The sequence below is a fragment of the Pseudomonas sp. 21LCFQ02 genome, from assembly GCF_024129895.2.
GTDB lineage: Bacteria > Pseudomonadota > Gammaproteobacteria > Pseudomonadales > Pseudomonadaceae > Aquipseudomonas.
In genome coordinates, this window is record NZ_CM178749.1 from 5,866,833 (window position 1) to 5,880,745 (window position 13,913).

General features: G+C 61.1%; 15 protein-coding genes. 5 read left to right on the top strand and 10 right to left on the bottom strand.

Going from position 1 to position 13,913, the window contains the following annotated elements:
• From aruF to acs, 9 genes are all read right to left on the bottom strand, one after another.
• A complete protein-coding gene (aruF, locus tag NJC40_RS26485) occupies positions 1–1,032 on the bottom strand; it encodes an arginine/ornithine succinyltransferase subunit alpha (protein WP_045481544.1) in 1,032 nt (343 codons plus the stop codon).
• A 103-nt stretch (positions 1,033–1,135) separates the two neighbouring features.
• On the bottom strand, positions 1,136–2,353 hold the full coding sequence (locus NJC40_RS26490; RefSeq protein WP_253116799.1) for an aspartate aminotransferase family protein: 1,218 nt from the start codon (positions 2,351–2,353) through the stop codon (positions 1,136–1,138).
• 420 nt (positions 2,354–2,773) lie between these two features.
• A complete protein-coding gene (locus tag NJC40_RS26495) occupies positions 2,774–3,781 on the bottom strand; it encodes a GlxA family transcriptional regulator (RefSeq protein WP_045481550.1) in 1,008 nt (335 codons plus the stop codon).
• 140 nt (positions 3,782–3,921) lie between these two features.
• Positions 3,922–4,686 (bottom strand): ABC transporter ATP-binding protein, encoded by a 765-nt coding sequence (locus tag NJC40_RS26500; protein WP_045481554.1) that lies wholly within the window; start codon positions 4,684–4,686, stop codon positions 3,922–3,924.
• A gap of 24 nt (positions 4,687–4,710) precedes the next feature.
• Positions 4,711–5,823 (bottom strand): M14 family metallopeptidase, encoded by a 1,113-nt coding sequence (locus NJC40_RS26505; RefSeq protein ID WP_045481557.1) that lies wholly within the window; start codon positions 5,821–5,823, stop codon positions 4,711–4,713.
• Between the two features lies 1 nt (position 5,824).
• Positions 5,825–6,523 (bottom strand): ABC transporter permease, encoded by a 699-nt coding sequence (locus NJC40_RS26510; protein ID WP_045481562.1) that lies wholly within the window; start codon positions 6,521–6,523, stop codon positions 5,825–5,827.
• A complete protein-coding gene (locus NJC40_RS26515) occupies positions 6,520–7,209 on the bottom strand; it encodes an ABC transporter permease (RefSeq protein ID WP_045481566.1) in 690 nt (229 codons plus the stop codon). Before NJC40_RS26515 ends, NJC40_RS26510 begins: the two co-directional genes overlap by 4 nt.
• A 75-nt stretch (positions 7,210–7,284) precedes the next feature.
• A complete protein-coding gene (locus NJC40_RS26520) occupies positions 7,285–8,061 on the bottom strand; it encodes an ABC transporter substrate-binding protein (protein WP_045481569.1) in 777 nt (258 codons plus the stop codon).
• 429 nt (positions 8,062–8,490) lie between these two features.
• Positions 8,491–10,446 (bottom strand): acetate--CoA ligase, encoded by a 1,956-nt coding sequence (gene acs, locus NJC40_RS26525; RefSeq protein ID WP_045481573.1) that lies wholly within the window; start codon positions 10,444–10,446, stop codon positions 8,491–8,493.
• A gap of 323 nt (positions 10,447–10,769) precedes the next feature.
• Here acs and NJC40_RS26530 point away from each other — a divergent pair, with 323 nt between their 5' ends.
• From NJC40_RS26530 to NJC40_RS26550, 5 genes are all read left to right on the top strand, one after another.
• Positions 10,770–11,048 (top strand): DUF2790 domain-containing protein, encoded by a 279-nt coding sequence (locus NJC40_RS26530; RefSeq protein WP_253141208.1) that lies wholly within the window; start codon positions 10,770–10,772, stop codon positions 11,046–11,048.
• 165 nt (positions 11,049–11,213) lie between these two features.
• Entirely contained in the window at positions 11,214–11,570 is a 357-nt protein-coding gene (locus tag NJC40_RS26535; RefSeq protein WP_045481579.1) for a 4a-hydroxytetrahydrobiopterin dehydratase, read from the top strand.
• 153 nt (positions 11,571–11,723) lie between these two features.
• Positions 11,724–11,861 (top strand): hypothetical protein, encoded by a 138-nt coding sequence (locus NJC40_RS26540; RefSeq protein ID WP_158497578.1) that lies wholly within the window; start codon positions 11,724–11,726, stop codon positions 11,859–11,861.
• An 88-nt stretch (positions 11,862–11,949) separates the two neighbouring features.
• Positions 11,950–12,129 carry a hypothetical protein gene (locus NJC40_RS26545; RefSeq protein ID WP_253141207.1) on the top strand — a complete coding sequence of 60 codons (180 nt, stop codon included), beginning with the start codon at positions 11,950–11,952 and terminating at the stop codon, positions 12,127–12,129.
• 161 nt (positions 12,130–12,290) lie between these two features.
• Positions 12,291–13,484, top strand: coding sequence for an MFS transporter (locus NJC40_RS26550; RefSeq protein WP_253141206.1), 1,194 nt, complete (start codon positions 12,291–12,293; stop codon positions 13,482–13,484).
• Here NJC40_RS26550 and arfB read toward each other — a convergent pair.
• On the bottom strand, positions 13,478–13,891 hold the full coding sequence (gene arfB / locus NJC40_RS26555; protein WP_253141205.1) for an alternative ribosome rescue aminoacyl-tRNA hydrolase ArfB: 414 nt from the start codon (positions 13,889–13,891) through the stop codon (positions 13,478–13,480). The two genes, NJC40_RS26550 and arfB, sit on opposite strands and share 7 nt — an antisense overlap.
• Positions 13,892–13,913: the final 22 nt, after the last annotated feature.

Here is a 13,913-nt window from a genome sequence, read left to right on the forward strand (position 1 = left end):
TCAGACCGAAACAATACGCACACTGGCGCCTTCACCGACGCCCAGTGCCTCGGCGGCCTGGCGATTCAGGGTCACCGGGCGGCCTGGCGCCCAGTCCAGCTCCAGCAACACGGCGCGGTAGTCCTGCAGCAGATCGTTGGCCACCAGATACGGACGCCCCCCACGGACGACATCGGCATCGGCATCGCCCTGAACCCTGACCGGCACCAGGCGGCTCTGGGCAATCGAACGAATACTGGACACCCGCGCATGCAAGGTAGGGCCGCCATCGAAAATGTCGATGTAGTGGTCGGTCTCGAAGCCTTCGCGCATCAGGATATCGAAGGTGATCTGCGCCCGTGGATGCACCTGGCCCATGGCCTCCTGGGCATCATCGGACAACAGCGGCACGTAGATCGGGTAATGCGGCATCAGCTCGGCCAGAAAGGTCCGGCTCTTGAGTCCGCAAAGACGCTCGGCATCGGCGTAGTTGAGGTTGAAGAAATGCCGGCCGATCGAGTCCCAGAACGGTGAGTCGCCGTTCTCATCACTGTAACCGACGATCTCGGTCACCACTGATTCGGCAAAGCGCTCAGGATGGCTGGCAATGAACAGCAGCCGGGCACGGGAGTTGAGTTCCGACCAGGCGCTGCCGACCAGCTCCGGGATCACATAAAAGCTGGTCAGCAAGCTGTTGCCTGTAAGGTCGTGACACAGCGACAACACGTGAGTCTTGTTGTGAATCTTCAACTCGCGGGAGGCGTGGACGAAGGTCTCGTTACGAAAGCTGTAGAACGGCTCAGAATAACCCGCCGATGCGACGATCCCGGAGCAGCCGACCAGACGCCCGGTCTGACTGTCTTCGAGCACAAAGAAATAGGTCTCTTCACCGTTGAAACTGACCTCGGCGGCGAACGAAGACTCGGACGCAGCGATCTTGTCACCCAACCGGCCGGCATCGTCGGGCAGGGAGGTGACACCGATCGGGCTATCGGCAGCGAGGCGCTGGACCTCGGCCAGGTCGGCCATTTGCGCGGGGCGCATCACCAGCATGGCGTCACTCCTTAGCGTGTGTGATCAATCACTGAGGCGCGCAGGCGTTACCTGCGCGCCACGAATTCTGGCCGCTGCCGCACCCGGCGACAGCAGCGCGACATCAGGCCGTAAGCTTGGCCACGGCACGTTCGAAGCGGTTCAGGCCCTCTTCGATATCAGCATCGAGGATCACCAGGCTGGGCGCAAAACGAACTACGTCAGGGCCGGCCTGCAGGATCATCAGGTCTTCGGTCTCGGCAGCGGCGAAGAAGTCCTTGGCCTTACCCTTCCAGGCATCGCTGAGCACCGCACCGATCAGCAGGCCCTGACCACGCACCTCGCTGAACACGCCGTATTTCTGGCCGATGTCCAGCAGACGGGTCTTGAACAGTTCATGCTTGGCTTGCACACCTTCAAGCACCTGCGGGGTGTTGACGATGTCGATCACCGCTTCGCCCACGGCACAGGCCAACGGGTTGCCGCCGTAAGTGGTGCCGTGAACGCCAACCGAGAAGTGGCTGGCCAGTTTCTCGGTGGTCAGCATCGCCGCCAGCGGGAAGCCGCCACCAATGCTCTTGGCGCTGGACAGGATGTCTGGGGTCACGCCGTAGTGCTGATAAGCGAACAGCTTGCCGGTCCGGCCCATGCCGCTCTGCACTTCGTCGAAGATCAGCAGCGCGTTGTGCTGGTCGCACAGCTCACGGGCGCCTTGCAGATAAGCCAGATCAGCCGGCAGCACACCGCCCTCGCCCTGGATCGGCTCCAGGACCACGGCGCAAGTCTTGTCGCTGATCGCGGCCTTGAGCGCATCCAGGTCGTTGTACGGCACATGGCTGATGCCAGTGATCTTCGGCCCGAAACCGTCGGAATACTTTGGCTGACCGCCGACGCTGACGGTAAACAGGGTGCGGCCGTGGAAGCTGTTCAGCGCCGCGATGATCTCGTGTTTTTCCGGGCCGTGCAGGTCATGAGCGACACGCCGGGCCAGCTTGAAAGCCGCTTCGTTGGCTTCAGCGCCGGAGTTGCAGAAGAACACCCGCTCGGCAAAGGTGGCGTCCACCAGTTTGTGCGCCAGACGCAGGGTCGGCTCGTTGGTGAATACGTTGGACACGTGCCACAGGCTGTTGGCCTGGGCCGTCAGTGCGCCCACCAGCGCCGGGTGGCAATGACCCAGCACGTTGACCGCGATGCCGCCGGAGAAATCCACCAGCTCACGGCCCGCCTGGTCCCAGACTCGGGAGCCCGCGCCACGCACGGGAATGAACCCGGCCGGTGCGTAGTTGGGGACCATCACCTGGTCGAAATCGGCGCGTTGCACCGCAGCATGCTCAACGGACATCAGAATCTCCTGGAGAGAAACGCCTGCCTGGAACTGGCGAGCGATAGATAAAGGATTGTAAGGACTGCATTTTGTCTGGCCTTGCTAGCAGGCGACAAGTTATTACAGCCCAAGAGCGGACATGGACGTCAAGTTTCAACCAAGCGACACATTAAGTCACCCATGCACCTTGCGAATGATCGCAACCGTCGCAGGAACCGCTTCAGCGGTGAATGGCTTTCGACCGTCGAAACCGCCTTCCCGGCTAAAGCCGGTCCTACAACGGTGAATGGCTTTCGACCGTCGAAACCGTCTTCCCGGCTAAAGCCGGTCCTACAGCGGTGAATAGCTTTCGACCGTCGAAACCGCCTTCCCGGCTAAAGCCGGTCCTACAGCGGTGAATGGCCTTCCCGGCTAAAACGGATCGCCGCCCGGCCGGTCCTACCCCCGCTCTGCCGGCACCGAGGACAGTTCGAACGGGCTGTTGCTGCGGCGCTGGTTGCGATCTTCGCGCGGGGTGGCGCCGAAAAAGTTGCGGTAGGCGCTGGAGAAATGCGGCCCTGACGAGAAGCCGCACGACAGACCGATCTGAATGATCGACTTGCTGGTCTGCATCAGCATTTGACGGGCCTTGTTCAGGCGCAGCTCCAGGTAGTACTGGCTGGGTACGCGGTTGAGGTATTGCTTGAAGATCCGCTCCAGTTGCCGGCGTGAAACACAGACATGCTGGGCGATTTCGTCGGTGGTCAGCGGCTCTTCGATATTGGCTTCCATCAGCAAGACCGCCTGGGTCAGCTTGGGGTGGCTGGAGCCAAGACGGTTCTGCAATGGAATGCGCTGGCGCTCGCCGCCTTCACGAATGCGCTCGACCACCAGTTCTTCGGACACCGCACCGGCCAGTTCAGCGCCATGATCGCGGGCCAGCACCGCCAGCAGCAGGTCGAGCACCGACAGGCCGCCACAAGCGGTCATCCGGTCACGGTCCCAGTCGAACAGATGGCTGGTGGCGATGGCTTTGGGAAATCGCTCGCTGAAGTCGTCCTGCCAGCGCCAGTGCACCGCTGCGCGGTAGCCATCGAGCAGACCCAATTGGGCCAGCGGGTAAACCCCGGCCGACAGGCCGCCGATCATGCAGCCGCTACGCACCAGTTGCTTGAGCGCACTGCCCAAGCCAGCCGAGATCGGCCCCGGCGGCTCGTCCGCCAGCAGAAACAGCTTGTGCAGGCCCTCAAGCCCGGCAGCCGACCACGGCTCGCCCGGCAAACGCCAGTCACCCGCGCTGGCCGGCGTATCCGCTGCGGCGTCGGCCGTTTCGGCATGCAACACCACCCGTTCGTAGCTCACCTCGGGGTGGACCTGCCGGGCAACGCTCAAGGCTTCCTCAGCCAGTGCCAGGGTCAAGGCCTTGGTACCGGGCCAGACTAGAAAACCTATTCGATGAGCAGTCATTAGACATCCACTACATGTCGCCGTTAGGCGGAACCACACCGCTGGCCATCAGGCTGTCGGTGCTTGCACAGCCTCTATCGGGCGCATGCGCCGACGCAGGATGCCTTGTTCCACATCAGAAAGCACCAACTTGGTGCAAGTCACTTCAAGCTTCCCGCCAGGAACTGCTGCAAACGCTCCGATTGCGGATTGCTCAACACCTCGCGAGGATCGCCCCGCTCCTGAACCAGCCCCTGATGGAGAAACACCAATTGGTTGGACACTTCTCGGGCAAAGCCCATCTCGTGGGTCACCACTACCATGGTCCGGCCTTCCTGAGCCAGGCTTTGCATGACCTTGAGCACATCGCCGACCAGTTCCGGGTCCAGCGCCGAGGTTGGCTCGTCGAACAGCATCACTTCAGGCTCCATGGCCAGCGCCCGGGCAATCGCCACGCGCTGCTGCTCGCCACCGGACATGTGGCCGGGATAAGCGTCCTTACGGTGCGCCACCCCGACCCGCGCCAGATAGTGCTCAGCCTTTTCCAGCGCCTCCTGGCGTGGCACGCCAAGCACCTGCACCGGCGCTTCGATGACATTTTCCAGCGCGGTCATGTGTGCCCACAGGTTGAAATGCTGGAACACCATCGACAGCCGCGAGCGCAGGCGCTGCAACTGCCTGGGGTCAGCAGCGCGCAGGCTGCCGTCCTTGCCCGGCACCAGGCGCAGCTCTTCGCCATTAAGGATGATCTTGCCGGCGTGGGGCTGTTCAAGCAGGTTAATGCAACGCAGGAAGGTACTCTTGCCCGAGCCGCTGGAGCCGATGATGCTGATGACATCGCCGGCCTGGGCGGTCAGTGACACACCCTTGAGCACCTCGTGGGTGCCGTAGCGCTTGTGCAGATCCTGGACTTGCAGTTTGTTCATCGTAGAAGGTTCTCGAAAAATCGGTCAGTCACTGAGTAACCGTCCGTGACGTCGCGCGGTGCGCCCCGCCACTTTGGCCAGCCAGAAACCAGGTTGAGCGTAACGCAGCCGCTCGACGGCAAACAGCACGCCGGCGCTGGATGAACACAAGGTGCTGACCTGATCGGACAGCGGATCGATAACTTCGAACAACGGCTCGCCGGCCTCGACCCAGGCACCAGGCTCACGCAGGAACGTCACCACACCGGGGTGTGGCGCATACAGCAGTTCAGTGCCTTCGAAAGGCATGCCTTCGCAGGCCTCAAATGCAGCCTGCGGCCATTCACCCTCGATAAAGCCCTGCTCGGCGAGAAACGCAAGGATACCGGCCGCATGCGCCTGTGCTGCGGCAGCGCCGGTGTCGGCCTGGCCGCCCAGCTCCAGCGTGGTGGCCAGGCAGGCCAGCGGGATCTGCGCGTCGGGGAAGATCCGCGACAGGCGCAACCAGGGCAACGAGCAGGCTTCGTCGAACGAGCTGCCGCCGGAGTCTTCGGCCAGCAGCGCGACCTTCATGCCCATGTGCGCGGCCAGCGAACGCCATTGCGGCCAGTGCTGCGGCAAGGCGTACATATGCAGCGCTGCTTCGGCATCGCAGTGCAGGTCAAGCACCACATCGGCATCACAGGCATGGCTGAGCAACAAGCGCTGCAAGCCGTCCAGCTCGCTGCTCGCCGGTGGCAGACCGGCCAGCGCATCGCGCATGGCCTGACGCACCAGTTGCACGTTGGCACGCGGATCATCGCCCAGGCGACCCTCAAGGCTGGCCGCCACCGGCTCGCTCAGCTCGAAGAAATCCCGATTGAAATTGCGCCCGCTGCCGAACTCGAAGCGGCCCTGATGCGCGCCCTGGAACAATTGCCCCAGGCCCAGCGGATTGGCCACCGGCACCAGTTCGACAGTGCCTTTGAGCGCGCCTTGGACCTCAAGCTCGGCCAGGCGCTTTTTCAGCTCCCAGGCGGTGCGCATGCCGGGTAGCTCATCGGCATGCAAACTGGCCTGGATATAGGCCTTGCGCTCGCCGACACCGAAGCGAAAGACACTGAGTTGGCGACTGCTGCCGAGGCTGCTCCACGGCAATGGGTGATCGATTCGTTGCATGTCAGACCTTCCTTGGGGCCAGGTAACCCAGCCAGCGACGCTCGGCGATCCGGAACAGCCGCACGAGAACGAAAGTCAGGCACAGATAGAAAACGCCTGCGGTGATATATGCCTCGAAAGGCAGGTAATACTGGGCATTGACGGTACGCGCCGCACCGGTCAGATCAATCAGGGTGACAATCGACGCCAGACTGGTGGTCTGCAGCATCATGATCACTTCGTTGCTGTACTGCGGCAATGCACGGCGCATTGCCGAGGGTAGCAGGATACGCCGGTACAGGGTCACCTCGGACATGCCCATCGCCCGCGCCGCTTCGATTTCTCCCGCCGGGGTGGCCTTGAGGCTGCCAGCGATGATCTCGGCGGTGTAGGCGCTGGTGTTGATGGCAAACGCCAGGCAGGCGCAGAAGGTCGCGCTCGACAGCCACGGCCACAGCAAGCTTTCACGCACCGCCTCGAACTGCGCCAGCCCGTAGTAGATCAGAAACAGCTGCACCAGCATCGGCGTGCCGCGAATCACATAGGTGTACAGCCACGCAGGAAAGTTGACCCAGCGTTTTTTCGAAACCCGCATGATGCCCAGCGGCAACGCCGCCAAAAGGCCGAAAAACAGCGAAATGAGCAGCAACTTGATGGTGGTCAGCATCCCGTCCAGGTACAGCGGCAGGCTGTCCCAGACCACGTTGTAGTCGAACATCATAGGTCCACCGCCTTCACGCCTACGGTGTAGCGTTTTTCCAGGTAGCGCAGCGCCAGCAGCGAAACGCTGGTGATCAGCAGATACAACGCCGCCACGGCCAGAAAGAACGTGAACGGCTCGCGGGTGGCATCGGCTGCCTGCTTGGCCTTGAACATCATGTCCTGCAAGCCGACCACGGAGATCAGCGCGGTGGCTTTGACCAGCACCAGCCAGTTATTGGTGAAACCGGGGATCGCCAGGCGGATCATCTGCGGCACCTGAATGCGCCAGAACACCTTGAAAGCACTCATGCCGTAAGCCATGCCGGCCTCGGTCTGGCCCTTGGGGATGCCCAGAAAGGCACCGCGAAAGGTTTCCGACAGGTAGGCGCCGAAGATGACACCCAGCGTGAAGATGCCCGACACGAAAGGATCGAGGTCGATGTACTCATCGAAGCCGAGCAGCGGCGCGACACGGTTGAGCAGGTCCTGACCGCCGTAGAAGATCAGCAGGATCAGCACCAGATCGGGAATGCCGCGCATCACCGTGCTGTACAGGTCGCCCAGCCGCGCCAGCCAGCGCACCGGCGACAGACGAATCGCCACGCCGAGCAACCCCAGGACGATTGCCAGGGCCATCGAGGACAGGGCCAACTGCAAGGTCAGCCAAGTGCCTTCGAGGATAACGGCCCCGTAGCCATTCAACATGTTATGTGGTCCTCAAGCCTGAAAATAAAAATGGCGCAACACGCGTGCGCCATTTTGACAGCGGTTGCCCCGCCTTTACTTGCCGTAGATATCAAAATCGAAATACTTATCCTGAATGGCCTTGTATTTGCCATTGGCGCGGATGGCCGCGATGGCAGCGTTCAGACGCTCCAGGTTCTGCTTGTCGCCCTTGCGCACCGCAATGCCGATGCCTTCACCGAAGTATTTCGGGTCAGTGAAAGACGGACCGGTGAACGCATAGCCTTTGCCTGCGTCGGTTTTCAGGAAGCCGTCCTGCAGCAGGGTTGCGTCAGCCACGGTGCCGTCCAGCCGACCGGCGCCGATGTCCAGATAGATTTCGTTCTGCGAGCTGTACGGGGTCACGGCCACGCCTTTGGGCGCCAGCACTTCACGGGCGAAACGCTCGTGGATCGAGCCGCGCTGCACGCCAATGCGCTTGCCTTTGAGCTCTTCGAGGCTGTCGCTGACAGCAGTGCCGTCTTTCATGACCAGACGCGCAGGCGAGTTGTAGTACTTGCCGGTGAAGTCCACCGACTTCTTGCGGTCGTCAGTGATCGACATCGACGACAGGATGGCGTCGATCTTGCGCACTTTCAGCGCCGGGATCAGGCCGTCGAACTCTTGCTCGACCCAGGTGCACTTGACCTTCATCTCTTCGCACAGGGCGTTGCCGATGTCATAGTCGAAGCCAACGATGTTGCCGTCGGCGGCCTTGGAAGCGAACGGAGGGTAAGCCGCTTCAATACCGATTTTCAGTGGTTTCTCATCGGCCAGAACCGGCTGGGCAAGCATGGACAACGCCAATGCGCCGAAAAGCACAAGCTTTTTCATTCCTGAAACTCCATCGGTAAAACAATTAGGTGGCAGATTGAGCATAGAACCCAATGCACTGAGAAGCAGCAAATCTGCGACGCGCAGGCTTGAGGCCGAACAGCCGGCCTGGGCGAATGGCCGGGCATTTTAACGGCAGGTGAAAAGTCGATATTTCTCTGAGGCGACAACTAATTACAGAATCTTCAAAGGCGCAGAATGAGTGCATTGACAAAGCGCAGGATGATTGATCCAGATGATTTTCTGTGACTCACAGAAGTCTCGACCTAACCGTAGGAGGGGCTTGAGCCCCGAAGCTCTCTATCCCCGAAGATTTAGCACAAAGCCTTCGCGGCTGAAGCCGCTCCTACGGGGTAATGCCGATCAGTGACCCGCAAAAAAACGCCCCGCCCGGTAATTCCGGGCGGGGCGTTGTTTATATCGCGCGAATCAGGCGGCGCTCATGGTCTTGTGGGTGTCGACCAGATGCTGCACCACGCCTGGATCGGCCAGGGTGGAGATATCGCCCAGCGAGTCATATTCGCCGGTCGCAATCTTGCGCAGGATACGGCGCATGATCTTGCCCGAGCGGGTTTTCGGCAGGCCCGGCGCCCACTGGATCACATCCGGCGAAGCAATCGGGCCGATTTCCTTGCGCACCCAGTTGCGCAACTCCAGACGCAGCGCCTCATCCGGCACTTCGCCCGAGTTGAGGGTCACGTAGACATAAATGCCCTGGCCCTTGAGGTCATGCGGCACACCAACCACTGCCGCTTCGGCGACTTTCGGGTGAGCCACCATGGCGCTCTCGATCTCGGCGGTGCCCATGCGGTGGCCGGAAACGTTGAGCACGTCATCCACCCGGCCAGTGATCCAGTAGTAGCCATCTTCGTCGCGACGCGCACCGTCGCCGGTGAAGTACATGCCGCGGAAGGTCTTGAAGTAGGTGTCGACGAAGCGGTCGTGGTCGCCGTACAGCGAACGCGACTGGCCCGGCCAGGAATCGAGGATCACCAGGTTGCCCTCGGCCGCACCTTCGATCAGGTTACCGAGGTTATCCACCAGCGCCGGGATCACACCAAAGAACGGACGGGTTGCCGAACCTGGCTTGAGCGCCGTGGCCCCTGGCAACGGGCTGATCAGGATGCCGCCGGTCTCGGTCTGCCACCAGGTATCAACGATCGGGCAGTTCTGTTTGCCCACCGTGTTGTAGTACCAGCCCCAGGCTTCAGGGTTGATCGGTTCGCCCACAGACCCCAGCAGGCGCAGGCTGGAACCGTCGGCACCTTCTACCGACTTGGTGCCTTCGGCCATCATGGCGCGGATCGCGGTCGGGGCGGTATAGAGGATATTGACCTTGTGCTTGTCGACGATTTTCGACACCCGGGTGATGTCCGGATAGTTAGGCACGCCTTCGAACAACAGGGTGGTTGCGCCATTGGCCAACGGGCCGTAGACAATGTAGCTGTGGCCGGTGACCCAGCCCACGTCGGCGGTGCACCAGTAGACCTCGCCCGGACGGTAGTCGAACACCCGCTCGTGGGTCAGCGAGGCGTACAGCAGGTAACCGGCGGTGGTGTGCAGCACGCCTTTAGGCTTGCCGGTGGAGCCGGAGGTGTAGAGGATGAACAGCGACTCTTCGGCGCCCATTTCTTTCGGCGCGCAGGTGCTCGATGCCACTTCCAGCAACGCGTGATACCAGATGTCACGATGGCGGTTCCACTCGATGTCGCCACCGGTGCGCTTGCAGACGATAACCTTCTGCACGCTGCTGGTTTCCGGGTTGGTCAGGGCGCGGTCGACGTTGGCCTTGAGCGGAGTTTTCTTGCCGCCACGCAGGCCTTCGTCGGCGGTGATCACCACCTTGGAACTGCAGTCGATGATGCGCCCGGCCAGGGCTTCGGGAGAGAAGCCGCCGAATACCACCGAGTGGATGGCGCCGATCCGCGCACAAGCCAGCATGGCGACCACCGCCTCCGGGATCATCGGCATGTAGATGGTGACCACATCACCGCGGTGCACGTCCTGGCCGCGCAGAGCGTTGGCGAACTTGCAGACTTCAGCGTGCAGTTCACGATAGGTGATTTCACGGTGCTCGGACGGGTCGTCGCCTTCCCAGATGATCGCGATGCTGTCGCCGCGCTCTTCAAGGTGACGATCCAGGCAGTTGTAAGCCACGTTGAGGGTGCCGTCAGCGAACCACTTGATGTCGACCCGATGGTCGTCGAAGGACGTCTGCTTGACGTGGGTAAAGGGTTTGATCCAGTCGAGGCGCTTGGCCTGTTCACGCCAGAAGCCGTCGGGGTTGACCACCGACTGCTGGTACATGGCCTTGTAGGTCGCCTCATCGGTCAACGTATTGGCCGCAACTTCTGGGCGCACGGGGTACAGGGAAGCTGCACTCATCTTGGTTACCTCGGTGGATAGTTGTTGTTGTATGGAACTGTTTTATCCCGCCACCGATTGTAGGGCCATTCGACGATGGTCTTACCGAAGCGGCCACCCCCGCCCAGACGCCCGGCCCTGAGGGCGACCCGCTGATTGTTGCAGTTTTGCCAAAAATGCTTAGCCGCCTGGCGCGTTTATTCCGGCGCACAGCACTTCTAGAATGGCCCCCGCCAACCGGCAAACAGCAGACAAATCCACACGCAGACGGCTTGCCCATCGACCTGAAAACGGTCGATGCGCCCTCTCTCGCACTGGATTTCATTCTTACAGAAGGTTCACCAATGAAACGCTCAATCTGGATTCTGGCACTTTGCGGTCTCAGCACACTCGCCCTGGCTGATGATTCCGGAGCCCGAACAGCCAGCCAGACCGATTCGGCCACACCGGTGGTTGAAACCTACACCTACGACATGCATCCGGATATCGCCCGGGTGATCTCGATCAGCCCGATGCCCAACGTTTGCGGTGTAGTGCCGGTGCGCATGACTTACCAAGACTCCCATGGCCAGCAGCACATCATGCGCTACCAAGTGCTGGCCTCCGGTTGCGGCAACAGCTGACCCGGTTGCTTCGGACAACAACAACAACAACAACAACAACAACAACAACAACAACAACAACAAGCGCCTTGCGCAACTGCCCGGCAAGGCGCGCTCGACCGCGCTGCAGGCAAGACCCGCCGAGGGCTATGCTATGGTTCTGGTTTGCACAACAGGAGCACCTCTATGACCGCCCTGCACGAACGCTCATGCCAGCCCTGTCACGGCAATGCCAGCCCGGTCAGTGATGACGACCTGAAAATCCTGCTGCCACAGCTGCCCGGCTGGCGCCTGGAAACCCGCGACGGGGTCCGCCAACTGGAAAAAACCTACGACTTCAAGAATTTCGCCAGTGCCCTGGCCTTTACCAACGCCATCGGTGCGCTGGCCGAAGCCGAGGATCATCACCCGGCATTGCTGACTGAATGGGGCAAGGTCACCGTCACCTGGTGGACCCACGCAATTGGCGGGCTGCACGCCAATGACTTCATTCTGGCGGCCCGCACCGAAGGCGCGGCGCAGCAGGCGGAAGGGCGCAAATAGCGGCTGTCTGCCAGCTTTTTTACCGACAGTGAAATCGGCTATTTGTTTCCAGGAGTAAACAAAAAAGTCTGTTTGTCATCTTCACTGCGCTATCCTGTCAGCGCTTTGTTAAGCACGGTTCTATCTGCAAACCCCTTGCGAGGAGCAATGACTATGCATGAAATCCCGAACTTCCCCTTCACAAGCACTCAGGAATCGGCTCAGTCGATCCTGGCCCAGCAGGAACTTGGCGTCATCGTCGAGCTGCCAACCACCCAGTCTGAAGACAGCCAACAGCCTGTCGAAGACTGAAAGGTGACCACAGGCGTATCGAAAACAGCGTTTGTTGTTTTCCATACGCCTGTCATGATTTCCCTCCCGCTGCTCAAAAGAAGTTCCCATGACTGAATTCTCGCCAGCCCAGGCCGACGCACTGATCGGCACCGCCGAAAAAATGATCGAAATCTGGACGCGCCTGAGTCCGGAAAAGCAAAGCGTGTTGCTCAGCCGCTTCGGCACCAAAGAAAATGCCCTGGCCGCACTGGTCACCACTCGTTTGCTGTCGCCTGCCAATAGCTGACCTCTCTTTTCATCAGAACGGTGTCATCACTGCGCGCCCGTCGTTATGATGGAGGCCGATTGTAAGCTTGCTAAGGTTTTGCCCGGTTTTCTCAATCGGGCGCCATAACAACACCGGCTGGCGACAATCTTCATATTTCGTCCCCAGCCTTGCGACCTCTGATGACCACGCTCAAGCAAACACCCCCACCAACACAACTGCAGGTCACCCGGCAGGTTGTGTCAATCGTGATGTTCACCTTCATCGGCTACCTGTACATCGGCATTCCGCTGGCCGTGCTGCCCGGCTTTGTACATAACGACCTGGGCTTTGGCACGGTGACTGCCGGGCTGGTGATCAGTGTGCAGTATCTGGCCACCCTGCTCAGCCGCCCCTGGGCCGGGCGGGTCATTGATAACCTGGGCTGCAAAAAGGCCGTGCAGTATGGCCTGCTTGGCTGCGGCGTCAGCGGGGTGTTCATGCTGCTGGCGGTTGGCCTGCAAGACTGGCCATGGCTGAGCCTGGTCTGCCTGTTGGTGGGCCGGCTGATTCTAGGCAGCGCAGAGAGCCTGGTCGGCTCGGGGGCAATCGGCTGGGGAATTGGCCGGGTCGGTGCACAGCATACGGCCAAGGTGATTTCCTGGAACGGCATCGCCAGTTACGGCTCGCTGGCCATCGGCGCCCCGCTGGGGGTATGGATGGTCAACAGCTACGGGCTGGCCAGCATGGGCCTGAGCCTGATTGTGCTGGGGTTCGTCAGCCAGCTGTTGGCCTGGAAAAAGCCTCCGGTGCCGATCGTCAGCGGCGAGCGCCTGCCGTTCATCCATGTCCTGGGCCGGGTATTTCCGCACGGTATGGGCCTGGCACTGGGGTCGATCGGTTTTGGCACCATCGCCACCTTCATCACCTTGTATTACGCCAGCAACCAGTGGCCCAACGCAGCGTTGTGCCTGAGCCTGTTCGGCGCCTGCTTTATCATCGCGCGGCTGATCTTCGGCAACCTCATCAACCGCCTGGGCGGCTTTCGTGTGGCCATCGTCTGCCTGAGCGTCGAGACCTGCGGATTGCTACTGCTATGGCTGGCCCAATCGCCGGAACTGGCCCTGACAGGCGCGGCGTTGACCGGTTTTGGCTTCTCGCTGGTATTCCCGGCGCTGGGCGTCGAAGCGGTGAATCTGGTACCGGCCTCCAGCCGCGGCGCAGCGGTGGGTGCCTATTCGCTGTTCATCGACCTGTCGCTGGGCATCACCGGGCCGCTGGCCGGCGCCATTGCCGCCGGGTTCGGCTTTGTATCAATCTTTCTGTTCGCCGCCCTGGCTGCACTGGCGGGGTTGTTGCTCAGTATCTGGCTGTATAGACGCAGCCGGGTTCAATAGTCGACCTTGCCCCGCCCCGACTTGATCGAACTGCGCTTGGTCTTGGACTCCAGGCGGCGCTTTTGCGAACCGAGGGTCGGCTTGGTGGGGCGGCGTTTCTTCTCGACCTTGCTGGCGCTGACGATCAGCTCAGTCAGGCGCAACAGCGCGTCGCTGCGGTTCTGCTCCTGAGTGCGATACTGCTGGGCCTTGATGATGATCACTCCGTCAGCCGTGATGCGGCTGTCGCGCAGGGCCAGCAGGCGCTCCTTATAGAACTCGGGCAGTGACGAAGCCTTGATATCGAAGCGCAGGTGGATCGCGCTGGAGACCTTGTTGACGTTCTGCCCACCGGCGCCCTGGGCGCGAATCGCCGACCATTCGATTTCGCAATCAGGCAGGTGAACGTTGCTGGAGATAATCAACATAGCGCCTCCGTGGGCCTGCCAT

What these genes read in the sequence shown, in the direction of transcription:
- aruF (WP_045481544.1), bottom strand. Translation starts at nt 1,032, where the DNA reads ATGCTGGTGATGCGCCCCGCGCAAATGGCCGACCTGGCCGAGGTCCAG.
- NJC40_RS26490 (WP_253116799.1), bottom strand. Translation starts at nt 2,353, where the DNA reads ATGTCCGTTGAGCATGCTGCGGTGCAACGCGCCGATTTCGACCAGGTG.
- NJC40_RS26495 (WP_045481550.1), bottom strand. Translation starts at nt 3,781, where the DNA reads ATGACTGCTCATCGAATAGGTTTTCTAGTCTGGCCCGGTACCAAGGCC.
- NJC40_RS26500 (WP_045481554.1), bottom strand. Translation starts at nt 4,686, where the DNA reads ATGAACAAACTGCAAGTCCAGGATCTGCACAAGCGCTACGGCACCCAC.
- NJC40_RS26505 (WP_045481557.1), bottom strand. Translation starts at nt 5,823, where the DNA reads ATGCAACGAATCGATCACCCATTGCCGTGGAGCAGCCTCGGCAGCAGT.
- NJC40_RS26510 (WP_045481562.1), bottom strand. Translation starts at nt 6,523, where the DNA reads ATGATGTTCGACTACAACGTGGTCTGGGACAGCCTGCCGCTGTACCTG.
- NJC40_RS26515 (WP_045481566.1), bottom strand. Translation starts at nt 7,209, where the DNA reads ATGTTGAATGGCTACGGGGCCGTTATCCTCGAAGGCACTTGGCTGACC.
- NJC40_RS26520 (WP_045481569.1), bottom strand. Translation starts at nt 8,061, where the DNA reads ATGAAAAAGCTTGTGCTTTTCGGCGCATTGGCGTTGTCCATGCTTGCC.
- acs (WP_045481573.1), bottom strand. Translation starts at nt 10,446, where the DNA reads ATGAGTGCAGCTTCCCTGTACCCCGTGCGCCCAGAAGTTGCGGCCAAT.
- NJC40_RS26530 (WP_253141208.1), top strand. Translation starts at nt 10,770, where the DNA reads ATGAAACGCTCAATCTGGATTCTGGCACTTTGCGGTCTCAGCACACTC.
- NJC40_RS26535 (WP_045481579.1), top strand. Translation starts at nt 11,214, where the DNA reads ATGACCGCCCTGCACGAACGCTCATGCCAGCCCTGTCACGGCAATGCC.
- NJC40_RS26540 (WP_158497578.1), top strand. Translation starts at nt 11,724, where the DNA reads ATGCATGAAATCCCGAACTTCCCCTTCACAAGCACTCAGGAATCGGCT.
- NJC40_RS26545 (WP_253141207.1), top strand. Translation starts at nt 11,950, where the DNA reads ATGACTGAATTCTCGCCAGCCCAGGCCGACGCACTGATCGGCACCGCC.
- NJC40_RS26550 (WP_253141206.1), top strand. Translation starts at nt 12,291, where the DNA reads ATGACCACGCTCAAGCAAACACCCCCACCAACACAACTGCAGGTCACC.
- arfB (WP_253141205.1), bottom strand. Translation starts at nt 13,891, where the DNA reads ATGTTGATTATCTCCAGCAACGTTCACCTGCCTGATTGCGAAATCGAA.